This is a genomic window from Algoriphagus aquaeductus (genome assembly GCF_003253485.1).
Lineage (GTDB): Bacteria > Bacteroidota > Bacteroidia > Cytophagales > Cyclobacteriaceae > Algoriphagus > Algoriphagus aquaeductus.
Map to the genome: position 1 here is coordinate 1 of NZ_QKTX01000018.1, position 17,685 is coordinate 17,685.

General features: G+C 45.2%; 13 protein-coding genes. 10 read left to right on the top strand and 3 right to left on the bottom strand.

The features are described from left to right. The 4 genes from CLV31_RS22200 to CLV31_RS18675 all read left to right on the top strand — a co-directional run. Positions 1 to 2,790, top strand: a 2,790-nt coding sequence (locus CLV31_RS22200; RefSeq protein ID WP_111394601.1) for a thrombospondin type 3 repeat-containing protein, incomplete at its 5' end; no start/stop codon positions are given. 157 nt (positions 2,791 to 2,947) lie between these two features. Further along, the gene (locus tag CLV31_RS18665; RefSeq protein ID WP_111394602.1) at positions 2,948 to 3,883 is read left to right on the top strand and encodes a PorP/SprF family type IX secretion system membrane protein; all 936 of its coding nucleotides are present in this window, start codon (positions 2,948 to 2,950) and stop codon (positions 3,881 to 3,883) included. 771 nt (positions 3,884 to 4,654) lie between these two features. Further along, positions 4,655 to 6,136: an MFS transporter gene (locus CLV31_RS18670; RefSeq protein ID WP_111394683.1), complete on the top strand. Its 1,482-nt coding sequence runs from the start codon at positions 4,655 to 4,657 to the stop codon at positions 6,134 to 6,136. 30 nt (positions 6,137 to 6,166) lie between these two features. Continuing rightward, on the top strand, positions 6,167 to 8,125 hold the full coding sequence (locus CLV31_RS18675; RefSeq protein WP_111394603.1) for an amylosucrase: 1,959 nt from the start codon (positions 6,167 to 6,169) through the stop codon (positions 8,123 to 8,125). Positions 8,126 to 8,453: 328 nt separating this feature from the next. On the opposite strand, the gene CLV31_RS18680 is transcribed toward CLV31_RS18675, so the two are convergent. After that, complete coding sequence (locus CLV31_RS18680) at positions 8,454 to 9,479, bottom strand: LacI family DNA-binding transcriptional regulator (protein WP_111394604.1); 1,026 nt, start codon at positions 9,477 to 9,479, stop codon at positions 8,454 to 8,456. Positions 9,480 to 9,645: 166 nt separating this feature from the next. Between CLV31_RS18680 and CLV31_RS18685 the strand changes: the two genes are divergently transcribed. From CLV31_RS18685 to CLV31_RS18705, 5 genes are all read left to right on the top strand, one after another. Then, positions 9,646 to 10,353, top strand: coding sequence for an orotidine 5'-phosphate decarboxylase / HUMPS family protein (locus CLV31_RS18685; protein WP_111394605.1), 708 nt, complete (start codon positions 9,646 to 9,648; stop codon positions 10,351 to 10,353). A gap of 3 nt (positions 10,354 to 10,356) precedes the next feature. Then, positions 10,357 to 11,400: a zinc-binding dehydrogenase gene (locus CLV31_RS18690; protein ID WP_111394606.1), complete on the top strand. Its 1,044-nt coding sequence runs from the start codon at positions 10,357 to 10,359 to the stop codon at positions 11,398 to 11,400. A 1-nt stretch (position 11,401) separates the two neighbouring features. After that, on the top strand, positions 11,402 to 12,193 hold the full coding sequence (locus tag CLV31_RS18695; RefSeq protein ID WP_111394607.1) for an SDR family NAD(P)-dependent oxidoreductase: 792 nt from the start codon (positions 11,402 to 11,404) through the stop codon (positions 12,191 to 12,193). A gap of 6 nt (positions 12,194 to 12,199) precedes the next feature. Continuing rightward, positions 12,200 to 13,087 carry a sugar phosphate isomerase/epimerase family protein gene (locus tag CLV31_RS18700; RefSeq protein ID WP_111394608.1) on the top strand — a complete coding sequence of 296 codons (888 nt, stop codon included), beginning with the start codon at positions 12,200 to 12,202 and terminating at the stop codon, positions 13,085 to 13,087. Positions 13,088 to 13,573: 486 nt separating this feature from the next. After that, a complete protein-coding gene (locus CLV31_RS18705) occupies positions 13,574 to 14,446 on the top strand; it encodes an SMP-30/gluconolactonase/LRE family protein (RefSeq protein ID WP_111394609.1) in 873 nt (290 codons plus the stop codon). Positions 14,447 to 14,651: 205 nt separating this feature from the next. Here the strand turns inward: CLV31_RS18705 and pheS are convergent, their stop codons facing one another. Further along, positions 14,652 to 15,680 (bottom strand): phenylalanine--tRNA ligase subunit alpha, encoded by a 1,029-nt coding sequence (gene pheS, locus CLV31_RS18710; protein WP_111394610.1) that lies wholly within the window; start codon positions 15,678 to 15,680, stop codon positions 14,652 to 14,654. A 179-nt stretch (positions 15,681 to 15,859) separates the two neighbouring features. Here pheS and CLV31_RS18715 point away from each other — a divergent pair, with 179 nt between their 5' ends. Next, positions 15,860 to 16,420, top strand: a complete 561-nt coding sequence (locus CLV31_RS18715; RefSeq protein WP_111394684.1) for a fasciclin domain-containing protein — start codon at positions 15,860 to 15,862, stop codon at positions 16,418 to 16,420. A gap of 566 nt (positions 16,421 to 16,986) precedes the next feature. Here CLV31_RS18715 and CLV31_RS18725 read toward each other — a convergent pair. Continuing rightward, positions 16,987 to 17,484 carry a hypothetical protein gene (locus tag CLV31_RS18725; RefSeq protein WP_111394612.1) on the bottom strand — a complete coding sequence of 166 codons (498 nt, stop codon included), beginning with the start codon at positions 17,482 to 17,484 and terminating at the stop codon, positions 16,987 to 16,989. Positions 17,485 to 17,685 lie beyond the last annotated feature (201 nt).

A 17,685-nucleotide genomic window follows, 5' to 3' on the forward strand; every position in this document is an offset into this window, starting at 1 on the left:
TCGGATTCTCAAAAGGATTCCGACAACGATGGTGTGACTGACGATCTGGATTTCTGCCCGAATACACCGGCTGAATCTGAGGTAGATGAAAACGGCTGCTCGGATTCCCAAAAGGATTCCGATAATGATGGCGTGACCGATGACCTGGATCTCTGTCCCAATACACCGGCTGAATCTGAAGTAGATGAAAACGGCTGCGCAGATTCCCAAAAGGATTCCGACAACGACGGAGTAACTGACGACAAGGACCTTTGCCCGAATACCCCTGCAAATGCAGAAGTGGATGCCAATGGCTGCTCGGATTCCCAAAAAGATACTGATGCGGATGGAGTAACTGATGATTTGGATTTGTGTCCAAATACACCATTCTGTACCCCAGTTGATGCCAACGGTTGCGCGGACTCTCAAAAGGATTCCGACAATGACGGCGTAACCGATGACTTGGATCTCTGCCCGAATACCGCTGCAAATGCAGAAGTGGATGCCAATGGCTGCTCGGATTCTCAAAAGGATTCCGACAACGATGGTGTGACTGACGATCTGGATTTCTGCCCGAATACACCGGCTGAATCTGAGGTAGATGAAAACGGCTGCTCGGATTCCCAAAAGGATTCCGATAATGATGGCGTGACCGATGACTTGGATCTCTGCCCGAATACCCCTGCAAATGCAGAAGTGGATGCCAATGGCTGCGCGGATTCCCAAAAGGATTCCGACAACGATGGTGTGACTGACGATCTGGATTTCTGCCCGAATACACCGGCTGAATCTGAGGTAGATGAAAACGGTTGCGCGGACTCTCAAAAGGATTCCGACAATGACGGCGTAACCGATGACTTGGATCTCTGCCCGAATACCCCTGCAAATGCAGAAGTGAATGCCAATGGCTGCTCGGATTCCCAAAAGGATTCCGACAATGATGGCGTGACCGATGACCTGGATCTCTGTCCCAATACACCGGCTGAATCTGAAGTAGATGAAAACGGCTGCTCGGATTCCCAAAAGGATTCCGACAATGACGGCGTAACCGATGACTTGGATCTCTGTCCCAATACACCGGCTGAATCTGAAGTAGATGAAAACGGCTGCTCGGATTCCCAAAAGGATTCCGACAATGACGGCGTAACCGATGACTTGGATCTCTGTCCCAATACACCGGCTGAATCTGAAGTAGATGAAAACGGCTGCTCGGATTCCCAAAAGGATTCCGACAATGACGGCGTAACCGATGACTTGGATCTCTGCCCGAATACCCCTGCAAATGCAGAAGTGGATGCCAATGGCTGCGCGGATTCCCAAAAGGATTCCGACAACGATGGTGTAACCGATGACTTGGATCTCTGTCCAAATACCCCAGCAAATTCGGAAGTGGATGCCAATGGCTGCTCGGATTCTCAAAAGGATTCCGATAACGATGGCGTAACTGATGACTTGGACCTTTGCCCAAATACACCTGAAGAGGCTGTTGTAGACGTCAACGGCTGCTCGGATTCTCAAAAGGATTCCGACAACGATGGTGTAACCGATGACTTGGATCTCTGTCCAAATACCCCAGCAAATTCGGAAGTGGATGCCAATGGCTGCTCGGATTCTCAAAAGGATTCCGATAACGATGGCGTAACTGATGACTTGGACCTTTGCCCAAATACACCTGAAGAGGCTGTTGTAGACGTCAACGGCTGCTCGGATTCTCAAAAGGATTCCGATGGGGATGGAGTTTCCGATGAACAGGAATTAATAGATGGAACTAATCCAAAAGACAAGTTTGATTTCAAAGATTCTGATGAAGATGGAGTTTCTGATTATGAAGAATCACGGGTGGGAACAAATCCATTTGATCCAACAGACTTTAAAGATTTAGATGGGGATGGGGTACCCGATTATGTTGAACTCCTTGAAGGGACAAATCCAACTGACAAAGATGACTTCTTGGATTCTAATGGAAACAGGATTGCTGACTACATAGAGAACAGGTCAATTATTGCGCTCAATTACGAAGAGTTTATAGTTATTCCATGGGGAGGAACCTTGAAGCTTCCTGCCCAAATAGAGGTAGTCTTAGGAAATGGCAAAGCTATTTTACTACCAGTAGTGTGGAATACTAATGGATTGAATAACCTGGCGCGAGGGATTTATAAGGTTCAAGGAAGTTGGGTTCTTCCAGGATGGGTACATAATCCATTTAAAAACTTTCCTGTGATACAGGTGATGGTGGATTCAAAACCAGCTCCAAAAGGAATAACATTAAGTAAAAATTCATTTGAATCTAAACCTGATAACTCCCAAGTTGTAGTTGGAATTTTGTCGGTAGATGATCCAATCGACCAAATACATACGATTTCTTTGAACGGGAATACTGGGGATAATCAATACTTTGAAATTGTGAGTGGGAATTTGAGGTGGATAGGGCAGAAGTATTTACCAGGGAAAACATCATTCCAACTCACTATTAGAGTTTCTGACAGAGATAGCAATGAGATCATTCAAGAGTTTGAAATTTTCAGAATCCTGCCTTCTATTGAAGAAATTATTGTCTTCAACACCTTCACTCCAAATGGAGATCAAGTAAATGATACTTGGGGTATTCGCGAACTTCAATATTTTGAAGGAATTAGAATTCAGGTTTTTGAAAAAAGTGGAGAAAGGGTGTTTTATACTGAAGACCCTAGTCAAAGGTGGGATGGAACATTCAAGGGGAGGGAGCTTTCCGTAGGGTCTTATTATTGGGTACTGGAACACAAGCCAACCGGAAAAATTAGAAGAGGGATCCTCACTTTACTTAAGAATTGATTTGGGAAATGGGCTTGGAAGAACTTATTCATTTTTCCAAGCCCCAATATCAATGGGGTTAATTAGGTTCTGGATACTTAATTATTAAAAAAAGGTAATACAGGTCCCCCGAAAGGATGATTTTCATCAAGGGATGTCTGGACCAAAATCAAATCAAATGAAAGAGATCAATTTGTTAATTCTATTTTTCCTTTTTGGATTGGGTGCTCAGGCACAATCCCGGAAATACTATTCTCAATTTAATCAAGCTCAAAGTTATTTTAATCCAGCAATGACTGGGTATGAGGGCAGTTTACTTCGAGGATTAGCCAGAAATCAATGGGCAGGTTGGGAAGGTGCTCCCAAGTCATATTATTTTTCAACTGAAATTGATTTCGATCAATTGAAACACCAATCAAAAACCGAATTTGGAGGAAAAAATGCAATGGGGATTTTTGTTCTTTCTGATTCCTATGGGGCATTCAATCAGGTTGAACTTATGTCAAGTTATGCAGCGCGAGTCCAAATTGGTGAAAAAACCAATTTAAGATTAGGAGCAGGGTTATCTTGGAAAGAACTTAGACTTGACGGAAATAACTTGAATGTAGAGGAGAGCAATGATCCTGTTGTCAGTCCATATTTAGGCCGATATGCTTCGATGAGAACAATTGATTTCAACCTTGGAATATCTATTACTCACACCAACTATTATTTTTCATACTCTCTGAACCAAGCAAATAAAGGTAGACTTAGGTCGGGTGATGTTTTTGTAAATAGCATCCCTCAAGTCAGTGTATTTCAGGCAGGATATCGAAATCAATTAAGTAAATCAGTAAGTGTATCGACCAACTTCATGTTTCGACACCAAGCAGATTTACCAGAAAATATTGAGATCAATCTAAAAGCCTTCTTCCTAGAAAGATTGTGGTTGGGAGTAGGGCATCGGGTGGATTATGCGAATAGCCTTCAAATGGGTTTAATAATGAATAAATTAAGATTTGGGTATGTGTATGAGACTCCAACAATAAGATCCTATCTCCTACCGAGTTCTACCCATGAATTGATTGCTGTTTTTCAGATTTTTGGAAATAATCAAAAGGGTTTAATTTGGTAGGTGTGGGAAAAACAATCTTTTACTTTTTGACTATAAGATTCCTTTCAAAAAAACACTTCTTTCATTCAGGGCTTTGGAAGTGGATGATTCATGGTGGTTTTAAGATTTCATCTGTTTATAATTTGATTTTTAATGGCCAGATAGCCTGTCCCGATCTTTCATCGGGAGAATGCCCCGGATAATCATTCCCCTGTGTGAGAAGCATTTACTCATGGGCATTTCATCTGTTTATAATTTGTCTGTTAACTCATTTTTATTTTTTTAGGCAATAGTAGAAAAACGCTAAGAAGTTAAATTTTCATCTACATGCTCTCGGCAATACTCCTGTGTGCTTAGCGCTTGATGTCAATTTCATGTACGGGGTTTCACTGTTTGGGCAGTGATATTTCAACCTCCAGTAATGACCGACCTTTGTTTTTTATGCTACCATTTCATCTGTTTATAATTTGATTTTTTAAGGTCAGATAGCCTGTCCCGATCTTTCATCGGGAGAATGCCCTGGATAATCATCCCCCTGTGTGAGAAGCATTTACTCATGGGCATTTCATGGCATCGGCTTTTTAATGTGAGATTTCTCTCTTGGCAAAGCAATTATTTGAATCGCAAATATTGAGGAGGGGTTGAAAATAATTTTTAAAAATATTCATCTATATCAAACGATTTCCTAGCAGTTTTTCAAAGCAGCTTGAATCTTGCCTGTTTTTCGAGCCCTATTCTTTGTATTTTATGAGGCTTTATCCCAATAAAGCCAAAATTCCCCAATCTAACCTCATGCGAAAGCCTCACTTATCCTTCTCCCAAATCATCAACATGAACGTTGGTTTTTTTGGGATCCAATACAGCTTTGGTCTCCAGCAAAGCGCTGTCAACCCGATCTATGACATGCTGGGTGCGGCGCCAGATGAGATTCCGATTTTGAATCTTGCCGGCCCGATGACCGGACTTTTGATCCAGCCTATCATCGGTGCGCTCAGCGATAGTACCTGGAGTGAAAAGTATGGGAGACGAAAGCCTTACTTCTTTATTGGAGCCTTGCTATGCAGTATCTGTCTTTTCTTTTATCCATTTAGCAGCTCACTCTGGATGGCTGCGGGATTGCTGTGGGTGCTCGATGCGGCGAATAATACCGCAATGGAGCCTTATCGAGCCTTGATTGCGGATACCCTGCCTGAGGAGCAGTACGGAAAGGGCTTTTTGACACAAAGCTTCTTTACCGGATTGGGGATCACACTTGCCAATATTTCTCTGTTTGTCTTCCAGATTTTCTTCAAAGGCACCGTCGGGTCGCTTCCGATGTGGGTCTATGCTTCCTTCTTTTTGGGTACCGTCTGCTCGATCACCTCGGTGATGTGGAGCATTTCCAAAACTCCGGAATATCCGCCTTCACCCAAAGAATTGGCTGCTTTGAAGGAGCGAAATAAAGGCATGCCTCATCCTGCGGTTCAGTTTTTTCTATCCATCCTCACCACCTTAGTAGCCTACACGATCTTCTTACTGCTTTTGATTCCTTCGATTTTCGATCGTGGATTGATCAAAAAGGTGATGAAATCCGCCGAGCAAAATCCAACCACTCGAGTGCTTTTTGCCCAGAATCTGGAGATCATCGAGTCCATCATGGAAATGCCCGCTGTGATGTGGAAGCTTGCCTTGGTCTATCTCTTCCAGTGGTATGCGCTCTTCTGTTACTGGCAAAACGCAGCCAAAAGTATCGCTCTTTCGGTCTGGGATGCCACTCCGTCGAGCGACCCTGCCAAGTATGAGGAAGCAGTAGGTTGGGCAGGTCTGGTCAATGGCTGGTACAATATCGTGACCTTCCTTTCTGCCTTTTTCCTTGCACGAATGGCACAACGCTTCGGCCCCAAGAAGGTGCATTTCATTTGTCTGCTGATGGCGGGAGTGGGATTGATCTTATTTCCGATGATTGAAAACAAGTATTTGCTGTTTGCTCCGATGACCGGATTTGGGGTTGCTTGGGCCAGCATGATGGGCGTGCCTTACCTACTTGTTGTGAATGAAATTCCAAAGGAACGCTATGGCGTCTACATGGGCATTATCAACATGATGATCGTGATCCCGATGATCCTGCAGACGCTGACCTTTGGTTTTATCTCCAAAACCTTCCTGAATAACAATGCCGGACAAGCCATCATTTTCGGTGGGGTTTTGCTGCTGATTGCGGCCCTCGCCACGCTTCGAATCAAAGAAAACAAATCCATAGATCCTTCTACAGCGCCTGTTTCGGCAGGACATTAACTCCCTTTTCAAACCAACTGAACCCATTCCATGTACCCGGAATCTATTATTTCTGAAAAAATCCATCAACTCTTCCAAGAGCATTCCATTGACCCTTTCAAAAAGGATAAAGACTTTGCTGACCGTCTCCAAGCCCATTTGCCAAAAATCCATAGACTATTTGGGGAGATCTATGGAGGATGTTTTGATGCAGAGCAGCAGTTTTTGGACTTGCTTCGAAGTCTGATTCTAGCCCACAAAAGCCGAGAGTCGGGTCTGAAAAAAAGAGATCAGGAAAAATCTGAAAAGGGCGTTTGGTTTCTTAGCAATCAGCTTGCTGGCATGAGCTTATACGTGGATCGATTTGCCGGAAGTCTGAAGACCATGCCGACCAAGCTTTCACATCTCGAAGAATTGGGAGTGAATTTTCTTCACCTAATGCCGATTTTTGAAAGCCCGGCAGGTGAAAGCGACGGAGGCTATGCCGTATCGGATTTCAGAAAAGTGGAACCCCGTTTTGGGACTTTGGAGGATTTGATTTCCCTGAGGAAAAACATGCATAGCCAAGGCATGTACCTTATGCTGGACATTGTACTCAACCATACTTCGCACCATCACGAGTGGGCCCAAAAGGCCAAAGCGGGAGATTTCTATTATCAGGACTTCTTTTATACCTATTCCAACCGCTCGATTCCGGATGAGTTTGAGCGGAGTATGCCGGAGATTTTTCCGGAAAGTGCTCCGGGAAATTTCACCTGGAGTGAAGAAATGGGCAAGTGGGTGATGACAGTATTTCATCGCTATCAATGGGATCTGAATTACACCAACCCGAATGTCTTCCGCGCCATGCTGGATACCGTTTTGTTTTATGGTAACCTTGGTTTGGACTTGTTAAGGATAGATGCTCCAGCTTTCATCTGGAAGCAGATGGGCACTTCCTGCCAAAACCTTCCCCAAGCACATATGCTTCTCCGATTGATCAAGCAGTGTGTACAAGTAGCTACACCCGGAATGGCCCTTTTGGGTGAAGCCATTGTGGCCCCCAAAGAAATTATGAAGTACTTTGGCACGGGAGAATTTATCGCTCAGGAATGCGATTTTGCCTACAATGCTACCCAAATGGCCCTTCAATGGGACATGCTGGCCTCAGGAGAAACCCGTGTCATGCTCAATGCGCAATCTGAAATCCTCAACAAGCCTTACGGAACTTCATGGATTACCTATACCCGTTGCCACGACGATATCGGACTGGGATACGATGACTACATGATCGCTCAGGCTGGAAAAGATCCCTATCAGCATCGAAAATTTCTGAAAGAATACTACTCCTTTTCCGGAGATCAATGGATGAGCCCAGCTAGGGGAGCCCTTTTCTCTTCCAATCCAAAGACCGGCGACGCACGGATTTCAGGAACCTTGGCTTCGCTCTGCGGATTGGAAAAAGCACTCATCGAAGGCAATGGTCCGGCTATTGATCTAAGCATCCAAAAAATCCTGATGATGCAGGCGCATTCGATCTTTTTGGGCGGGTTGCCGATGCTTTTCTATGGGGACGAAGTCGGCTACACCAATGACTACAGCTATCAACATGATCCCGGCAAAAGCTATGACAACCGCTGGATGCACCGCCCGGTGATCGATTGGGAAAAGGTCAACCGCAAAAAAGTAGAAGGAACAGTCGAGCATCAGATTTTTGAAGGGACGAAGCGATTACTTCAGATCCGGAAGGAAAATGAGCTTTTCAGCGACCTGAGCAACATTTCTTGGATGAGTCCGCACAACATCCACGTGGCAGGCCTTGTCCGCCGAATGGGAAATGAGCGGATGTACTGTCTGTTCAACTTCTCGGACAAAGCGGCTTACCTGACTTGGTATGCCTTTCGGGAGCAGGGAGAAGGGTCTGGTAAACTTTGGGATCACTGGACACAATCGGAAGTCGCAGTGGGTCCGGATCATGAGTATCTGATTTTAGAGCCGTATGGGTTTCGGGTTTTGGAGCCGAAAGCCTAAAAAGAGGATGACATTCTCCCATTTAGCATTTTTCGGTTCTCTTTCTCTTCGTTCTTTTGGCTTGACCCAAAAGAACCAAAAGGTCAAGAAAGGGCAAAAACGATAGTTTTTGAGCCAGTAGGTGCGGCAGGAAGCTCCCACCGCACAAGGCCAAACGCTGGCCCGCTGCTGCGTCAGCCCCCGCGCCCATCTAAAAAGAGTCTTGTACTCAAAAAAGTCAACAAATACCAAATGCAAAAACAATGTTGCGATGAAGGAAAAAGCTCCGTTGGGTCCTTTTTGAATGTTTATTAATCGAGCTGACACTGATATGAATCATCCTTTATTTTCAGCTTCTCATTGAAGATCCCCTGACGACCAGTTCGGTTTTCATTTCAAGGGTTTCATTTTGACCCATGTCCTGATTTTTTAGCAATTCGATCATCCATTCTGCCGCCCTGCTACCCATCCGATAGCCAAACTGATCCACCGAACTCAAGGAAGGAGTGGTGTATTCCGAAAGCATCCAATTGCTGAAGCCCATCAAGCCTATCTGAGTGGGTATCTGATAGCCGGAGGATTTCAGGTAATTCATTGCTCCCAAAGCCACCAGATCTGTGATGCAAAATAACGCATCCGGCTTTTCCACAGATTCCATCAATTCTCGGGTAAATTCGAAACCTTCATCTTCGGAAATCGCAAAGCAGTTTTTGACCAGAGATTCCCTGAATTCCAAGCCATGATCCTCCAAGGCTTTTTTGTAGCCCAAAAATCGTTCATGTGCGTTTTTTACTTCCATTCGTCCGCTGAGGTGGGCAATTTTTCGATAACCTTGTCGGATCAGATGGGTCACGGCTTGGTAGGCTCCTTGAAAATCATCCACCTCGATTTTGGGCCCCGGTAATAGATCTGTGACTTTGTCAAACTGCACCACCGGCTTTCCTTCGTCCACAAATGCCTGTAAATGATCTGCCTCTTTGGTTTCATTGGAGACGGAAATCAGCAACCCATCTACACCCATTCCTAATAAGTATTGACTTGCCAGAATCTCGTCTTTCAATAAATCATACGATTGGGCTAAAAGAATACTGTAGCCATGTTTTTTTGCGGTTTCCATTGCGCCGCTGATAGTCGTGGAGAAAAAGTGATGGACAATCTGCGGTACAATCATGCCTAAAATCGAAGTTCGGTTTTTCCGGAAGTTCACCGCCATCGTGTTGGGTACATAATTGTGCTTTTCTGCATATTCCTTGACCATCTGAATGGTATCTTCCGAAAGAGAAGGGTAGCCATTGAGCGCGCGGGAAACGGTAGATGGGGAAAGATTGAGGTCTTTGGCAATGTCTTTCAGTGTGACTTTTCTTTTCTCAGCCATGGGTTAGGTTCATTGGGTTTGGCACGGTTGACTCTTGTGCTAATTGATTTCAGAAAGTACGACTATTTAAACCCAAATCCATATTTGGATAGTCCTTTCATCCATTTTGTAAGTAAAAAAGGAAGGAAAAATTCTATATTCAATCCCAACCTTAAACCCGAAATAAATGAAACCTATTGTACAGATCTCGCTCGATCTGACGAATATCGATGAGGCCCTGGAAACCGCCGCTTTGGCCCTTCGCGCCGGAGTGGACTGGCTGGAGGCAGGAACTCCACTCATTCTGGCCGAAGGACTTCACGGAGTCCGAAAACTTCGAGAAGCTTTTCCCGGAATTCCCATTGTAGCCGACCTCAAGACCATGGATGGAGGCTATCTGGAGGCCGAAATGATGGCCAAAGCCGGTGCTACCCACGTCGTGGTGATGGCCCGAGCACATGCCGAGACCATCAAGTGTGTGGTCAAGGCAGGGAAAGACTTTGGTGTCCAAGTGATGGGGGATAATATGATCTGTCCGGACATGGTGGAAGGAGCCAAATTTTTGGAAGACTTGGGATGTGATTATGTCATTCACCATATTGGCTACGATGAGCGAAGGGGCATTGCTGCAGCGGGTCATCGAATGCCTAGTCCGCTTGATCAACTTCGCGAGGTAGTCGCTGCGGTCAATATTCCGGTACAGGCTGTAGGAGGACTTTCGCTCGAGCAGGCGATCCAATGTCCACAATACGGAGCCCCATTAGTCGTCTTGGGTGCCCCACTGACGATTGATGCGGATTCCTTCAAGACCGCAGATGGAGATCTTGAAGCTTCGCTTCGGATGATCTGCGAAGCCATACATGCCCAAACCACCGTTTTCCCCACTAAAGCTTAAGCCATGTCCAGCACCAAAATACCCGCAGTAGTCAATTATTCCGAGCAAAAGCATTCGGTAGAAATCCGTGAAATCCCTGTTCCCGAAATCGGGGAAGAAGATATCCTTCTCGAAGTCGAGAATGTCGGTGTTTGCGGCAGTGACCTCCATCAATGGACTTCCGACCACAGTTGGCCGGTAAATTATCCGGTGGTCTTAGGTCATGAATTTGGGGGGGGAATTGCCGCTTTGGGTTCCCGAGTCTCGGGTTGGAAGGTCGGTGATCGGGTCGTGTCTGAAACCGCTGCTGTGATCGATACCCAAAATCCCATGAGCAAGGTGGGACTTTATAATCTCGACCCCACCCGCAAAGGCTTCGGCTATGGGGTGAATGGTGCGATGACCCGATATGTACGTGTACCTGCCAGATGCCTGCATACCGTTCCCGAGAATTTGTCTTTCGAAGAAGCCTGCCTGACAGAGCCTTGCTGTGTCGCTTTCAATTCCTTGGTGGGAAATTCCCATATCAAACCAGGAGATCGGGTCATCGTCATCGGACCGGGTACCATTGGGATCCTGTGTGCCGCAGTGGCCAGGCTTTGTGGTGCCGAAGTGGCGGTATTGGGTTTGGAAGCGGACCGAGGCCGACTGGAAATCGCCAAAAATGCCTACGGTTGTGATCCGCTGATCGGAGAAGATGCAGCTGAGGCTTGGGCACGAAAGCGGGATGGCTTAGGGGCCGACCTAATCGTAGATGCAGCTGGACATAGCATTACTCTCAAGACAGCCATGAAGTTGGTGCGTCCCAATGGGCAAATCACCAAAGTGGGTTGGGGACCTCAGCCCTTGAATTTTTCCATCGACCCGATCGTTCAGAAAAACGTGCGTTTGCAGGGCAGCTTCAGTCATAACTGGCCGATTTGGGAGCGGGTTATTGCTTTGCTGGCAAGTGGGGCATTGAATGTGAAGCCTATTATCGGAGGCGTTTGGCCAATCACCGAATGGCATACCGCTTTTGAAAAAATGCATACCGGACAAATTGTAAAAGCTGTACTTAAACCTGTCTAACATGCGACTCAAAGACAAAGTCATTATCGTCACCGGAAGTACCACAGGTATCGGAAAAGCCATCGCCAAGCGATGCGCAGCCGAGGGAGCAAAAGTGGTTTTGCATGGATTGGAGCAGTACCTGGGAGAAGAAGTGGAAGAAGAGATTGGGGCCGAACACGCGGTGTTTCATTGTGAGGACATCACTTCAGAGTCATGCCCTGAAAATCTCGTGAACCTTGCTGTGAAAAGGTTCGGTAAGCTCGATGCCGTCGTCAATAATGCAGCTTGGGTCATCGCTTCTGATATCCACAATACCGATCGTGCATTTTTCCAAAAAGTGTTGGATATCAATACCATTTCGCCCTTTCTGCTGATTCAAAAAGCACTTCCCGAACTGATCAAAACCCGTGGAAGCGTACTCAATATCGGTTCGATCAATGCCTGGAGCGGAGAACCCAACCTGCTTGCCTATTCTGTTTCCAAAGGTGCCATCATGACCCTGACCGGAAATTTGGGGGATTCCCTGATGCGGGAATATGGCATTCGGGTCAACCAAATCAATCCGGGTTGGGTGCTGACCGAGCGTGAAAAAGAACGCAAAAAGGAGCATGGACTTTCCGAAACTTGGTACGAGGACTTGCCTGCCATCATTGCTCCATCCGGGAGAATTCTATCTCCTGAAGAGATTGCAGCGGCATGTATTTTCTTCCTTTCGGACGAAAGCGGACCGGTTTCCGGACAAGTGCTCACTTTGGAGCAGCATCCGATGATCGGGAGAAACCTACCCAAAGACAACAAGACCTTTAAATAATTCCTAATGCCCAAATTAGCCGCCTTTCCCAAGGCCTTTATGCAGCAGCTCTGCAAGGATGGGAGTATGAAAATTGCCGATTGGGTGAAATTGGCAGCCCCGCTTCAGATCGATGGACTGGAGTGGTATGCCGGATTTTTGGAGATGGCCGATGAAAAAAACTGGCCCAAATTCCGTCGAATGGTCGAAAACGAGGGCATGGTCATACCCATGATGTGCTGCTCGCCGGATTTTACCCATCGGGACAAAGCTTTCCGGGAAAAAGAAATCCAAAAGCAAAAGCGATGGATCGAGATGACGGATGCTTTGGGAGGAAAATACTGCCGGGTGCTTTCCGGACAGTATCGCCCCGAACTCTCTATTGAGGAAGGAATCCAGCTCGCCAAAGATTGTATCGAAGCCTGTCTCCCTTATGCCCAAAGTCTTGGAATCACCCTGATCATCGAAAATCATTACAAGGATGACTTTTGGGAATACACGGAGTTTGCCCAAAAGCGGGCGATCTTCACCAAACTGGTCAACAGCATTCACCATCCCAACTTTGGGGTGAATTTCGATCCGAGTAATACCTTTTTGGCAGGAGAAGATCCACTGGATTTACTATATGACGTGTCTGAACGGGTGGTGACCATGCATGCGAGCGATCGATTCCTAAAATACGGAACAATTGAAGATTTGCGAAAAGTAGAGGGTGGAGCCGTGGGTTATGCGAAAATGCTCAGTCACGGCGAAATCGGTAAAGGCATGAATGATTATGACGCGATCTTCACCGAACTCAAGCGAGTCGGCTTTGACAACTGGATCAGTATCGAAGATGGCGTGGATGGCATGGATCAGCTGGAGCGTAGTGTGGCGTTTTTGAAGAAGAAGATTGCGCAGTATTGGCATATGTGATTTACGAGTTACGATGCTTCGACTTCGCTCAGCACAAGTTTACGATTTACGACATCTTTTCTTCAAGTTGACCTTGTTTTAAGCTGGAATCATTAGTGTTCTATAAATTTTAAAATCTTTCAAAATGTATATCCGCAATCACACCATTCGCAGAATTTAAACCTTGCACTTGGAAAGGAGATATATTTTAGTTACATCAAGATCCGAAGGATTGAAACAATTAATGACCCCCGGTGTAGCCGGGGGTTAAAGTAAAAAACTGTAAAGGGAAGCCCTGAAAGGGCGGAACTTTGATGTCTCACCCTTCCAGGGCTCAAGGACAATCAAGGGCATATTTTCCCTGCACTTCGTACAGGGTCATGAATTGTTTGGCTCCTTCAGAGCCATTTCCCAGGAATTAAAAATTTTATACTGCGTTCAACTTAGAAAAGGCGGAAAAGCGGATAATCATATCTTTCAATTTTAAAATTTTCCAATCCAACCAACATGGCAAATGCTTTAATAAAATCCATCCATAGTCAGTGTTTTTTGGGCGAAGGCCCGCTGTGGATTGCGGAATTGGGCTGTTTCTTTTGGGTGGATATCGAAAAGGGAAACCTGCATCGCTATCATTTGGCGACCGAAAAACTGGAAATCCGTCATTTTCCACATCGATTGGCCGTGGTCTTGGAGGGACAAAACGGAAAGTTGATTTTGGGCTTGGACCGGAAGCTGGTTCGCTACGATTGGGAAACGGAGGTGATCGAAGAGCTTTGTGAAGTTGAATCGGATTTGACTTTGAATCGCTTCAATGACGGAAAAGTCGATCCTCAAGGTCGAATCTGGATCGGCACGCTAAGTACACTGTTTACTGAAGGTTCGGGTTCCTTGTATCGAATTGGAACGGATCTAAAACCCCTAACTCAATTAAAAAACCTGACCATTTCCAACGGGATGGCTTGGACAGCCGATCAACGGACTTTTTACTTTATCGATACCCCAACCAAGAAAATCCAGGAATTTGCCTTTGATCCGAAAACTGGAGCCATTGAATTTCGACGAATAGCAGTCGAGATTCCGGAGGTATTGGGCTTTCCGGACGGGATGTGCATCGATCGGGAAGGGATGCTTTGGGTGGCGCATTATGCGGGTTCGGGCGTGTATCGTTGGGATCCGAGCACGGGACAACTTTTAGACAAAATCGAACTGCCCGTACCTCATGTCACTTCCTGTTGTTTTGGTGGGGAAAATCTGGATCTGATGCTGATTACCACGGCACAGGAAAATCTGACAGCGGATGATTTGAAAAAATATCCGCAGAGCGGGGATGTGTTTTTGGTGAAGGTGGAGGGAATTGAGTCCTTTCAGGCAGAGATTTAATTTCCCGCTGATCAACGCAGAAAAAGTCGGAGATGAGCGCTGATTTGTCCACCTATATTTCCCACAGATTTTCACTGATTTATTTCACAGATTCCCACAGATTTTAAAATCAAGAAAAAAGATCTGTGATGATCTGTGTTTCTTAATCCGTGCAAATCTGTGGGAAATAAAAAAAGGCCAATCTCTCGATCAGCCTTCCTTTGTTCTACAACATCGGCCTAAACTGCCGCAGGAATCGGACATCATTTTCGGTAAAAAGTCTCAAATCTTTGATCTGATACTTCAGCATCGCGATTCGCTCGATTCCCATCCCAAAAGCAAATCCGGTGTATTTTTTGGAGTCGATTCCGCAATTTTCCAGCACATTCGGATCGACCATTCCCGATCCACCGATCTCTACCCAGCCGCTTCCTTTGCAGACATTGCAGCCTTTGCCTCCGCAGATCAGGCAAGAGATGTCGATCTCCGCGCTTGGTTCGGTGAAGGGGAAGAAAGAAGGTCTGAACCTCACCTTGGTCTCCTTGCCAAACATCTCCTTGGCGAAGTGGTAAAGCGTGTTTTTCAAATCCGCGAAACCCACATTTTCATTTACATAGAGTCCTTCGACCTGATGGAAGATGCAGTGTGCACGGGCCGAAATCGCTTCGTTTCGGTAAACTCTTCCTGGAGAAAGGGTACGGATGGGAGGTTTTTGGTTTTCCATCACGCGCACTTGCACGGAGGAAGTATGGGTTCTTAGCGCGATATCAGGATTTTTCTCAATGAAAAACGTGTCCTGCATCTCACGCGCAGGGTGATTTTCAGGGAAGTTAAGCGCGGTAAAGTTATGCCAATCGTCCTCGATCTCCGGTCCTTCGGAAAGGTTGAACCCGATGCGCTCAAAGATCTCGATGATCCGCTGACGGGTAGCCGTAAGCGGGTGAATGCCTCCCAATGCCACATTGGATGGAGGAAGGGTCAGATCGATATCCGCTGATTTCGACTTTTTATTGGCAGAGTTGACTTTTTCGATCAGTTCTTGGAATTTCTCTTCGGCCAATTGCTTTACGCCATTGACGAGCTGTCCATAGGCGCGTTTTTCCTCATTTGGGATTTGGCCCATGGCGGCAAAAAGTTCGCCTACGACACTTTTCTTGGAGATAAACTCCATGCGGTAAGCTTCGAGTTGGTCGGGGGTAGTGGCGTCAGCAGCGGCAATGGCAGCTTTGATGGTTTCGATTTTTTCCTGATACATGACTGAAAATTAATCAAGCCACAAAGCTATCATTTTTAGGCTTTTTTTCGGAGAAAGATGGACATCATCTCCCCTTGGAGTGAGTCTCACTACAAAATTTTTTTTCACCACTCAATCCAATCCCAAATCAGGGCTCGTAAGTGCTTTCAAATTCAGAAACCAAAAAAACAAAAACCTTTATGAACAATCTACTGAAAGTGGCTATCGCAGCCTTCGTCTTTTTGTCAGCAAATGTGGCTTTTGCCCAAATGGAAAAAACCGTGGAAGTAGGCGGGGCGCCGATGTATCCATCCAAAAACATTGTGGAAAATGCGGTGAACTCTGCAGACCATACCACCTTGGTAGCCGCCGTAAAGGCAGCTGGATTGGTAGAGACCTTACAGACCGCCGGACCTTTCACTGTGTTTGCTCCAGACAATGCAGCGTTTACTAAACTTCCTGCAGGAACAGTGGAAACACTTTTGAAGCCTGAAAATAAAGGCCAACTGACAGCGGTGTTGACTTACCATGTAGTAGCGGGTAAAATGGGCTCCAAGGACATCGCCGACGCGATCAAAAAAGGAAATGGAAAAGCGGTCCTGACCACGGTACAAGGCGGAAAGCTGACTGCATGGATGAAGGGCAAAGATCTCTACATCACGGATGAAAACGGCGGTCAGTCCAAAGTAACCATCGCCGACGTATGGCAATCAAACGGGGTGATTCACTCCGTGGATACCGTGGTACTTCCTAAAATGTAAACCAAACAGTCCAGAGTAAACTAAAAAGCCGCTTGAAAATTACTTTCAAGCGGCTTTTTGTATTTAACTCATTGAAATATTCCCTTAAATCAAACTCAAAACTTTCCCACTTTACATTAGTGGAATTCTAAACCTTGGCCTTGAAATGGAAGTTAGAAACTAGCTTTCTCTATTTGCTAATGGAGTCCCTAAATACCAGATAAGTAGCTCCGCTAGATACTGACATTCCGAGAAACTGATATACAACAAGAGGGCTTTTTGAAATAAGACCAATAATTGGAAAAAGAAATCCGAAAATATAGGTGTAGGAAATTGCTATTAGCATAAACGCCATTATATATTTAGGCTGACTGTTCCAATCTTGCTTTTTGAATTGCACATAATAATGAATTACATAATAACCAAGGATTGTAGGACTAAACATAATTAAGATATATAGTGCGCTAAAATGACCTCCTAGGCTAATCCGATTATAAGCCATTAAGTTAACTAAAAGACTTGTAGTTAAACTAAATATAATCAGACAAAAACAATATCCTGTTAGGAATTTGATTATCTGGAACATGCTAGTTACAGTTTAAGGGAATTGGGCTATTAGAATCCAATGCTTCTTTTACTTTATCCCAATTGGGGCGATTAACTCTAAATTCATTTTTCGTTTTGAAAGCCCCCCTTTGTTCAGCAAATTTTGTGATACCTTGGAGAAAACTCAACCATAAATAATCAGCTTTGGCAAATTGAATACCATTCAGAGCAACCCAAGGATCTAAATTATATTGCTGAGAAAATATCTGGGACATTGTGCTTGCAATTTGATCAAATCTCGTTGTCAACCTGTCAGCACCAGAGGTATAAATTTCAATTGTCCCATCTCTTAGTCTCATAATACTAAACTCTCTATTTCCATGGGATTCATTCCTAAGATTCGAACCCCGTTCGGGAAGTCTGAGCTTGGTCTTATTTTCTTCAAACCAAGACTTTACTTGAGCGATCTGTGAATTTTCATCAATCTCGATTTGAGAAGCTTCGGGTTCTTCCACACAGGACATGAGCAGGAGATTCATCGTGATCAAGAGGGCTAGAAAACCTAAAAGTCTGAATCTATTTAGTTTTCTGTACTTGGGTGGTAAAAGTGTTTTTCATAAAATGGGGTTAGGTTATTGATTAAAAACTTCTTTTAAGATGAAAACTATTTTTTGAATTTCAAATATCCCCCTAAAAAATTTTGAGATAAAAAAGCCCAAATCTCTCGACTTGGGCCTTAT

What these genes read in the sequence shown, in the direction of transcription:
- CLV31_RS18695 (WP_111394607.1), top strand. Translation starts at nt 11,402, where the DNA reads ATGCGACTCAAAGACAAAGTCATTATCGTCACCGGAAGTACCACAGGT.
- CLV31_RS18670 (WP_111394683.1), top strand. Translation starts at nt 4,655, where the DNA reads ATGCGAAAGCCTCACTTATCCTTCTCCCAAATCATCAACATGAACGTT.
- pheS (WP_111394610.1), bottom strand. Translation starts at nt 15,680, where the DNA reads ATGTATCAGGAAAAAATCGAAACCATCAAAGCTGCCATTGCCGCTGCT.
- CLV31_RS18685 (WP_111394605.1), top strand. Translation starts at nt 9,646, where the DNA reads ATGAAACCTATTGTACAGATCTCGCTCGATCTGACGAATATCGATGAG.
- CLV31_RS18700 (WP_111394608.1), top strand. Translation starts at nt 12,200, where the DNA reads ATGCCCAAATTAGCCGCCTTTCCCAAGGCCTTTATGCAGCAGCTCTGC.
- CLV31_RS18675 (WP_111394603.1), top strand. Translation starts at nt 6,167, where the DNA reads ATGTACCCGGAATCTATTATTTCTGAAAAAATCCATCAACTCTTCCAA.
- CLV31_RS18690 (WP_111394606.1), top strand. Translation starts at nt 10,357, where the DNA reads ATGTCCAGCACCAAAATACCCGCAGTAGTCAATTATTCCGAGCAAAAG.
- CLV31_RS18725 (WP_111394612.1), bottom strand. Translation starts at nt 17,484, where the DNA reads ATGAATCTCCTGCTCATGTCCTGTGTGGAAGAACCCGAAGCTTCTCAA.
- CLV31_RS18715 (WP_111394684.1), top strand. Translation starts at nt 15,860, where the DNA reads ATGAACAATCTACTGAAAGTGGCTATCGCAGCCTTCGTCTTTTTGTCA.
- CLV31_RS18680 (WP_111394604.1), bottom strand. Translation starts at nt 9,479, where the DNA reads ATGGCTGAGAAAAGAAAAGTCACACTGAAAGACATTGCCAAAGACCTC.
- CLV31_RS18665 (WP_111394602.1), top strand. Translation starts at nt 2,948, where the DNA reads ATGAAAGAGATCAATTTGTTAATTCTATTTTTCCTTTTTGGATTGGGT.
- CLV31_RS18705 (WP_111394609.1), top strand. Translation starts at nt 13,574, where the DNA reads ATGGCAAATGCTTTAATAAAATCCATCCATAGTCAGTGTTTTTTGGGC.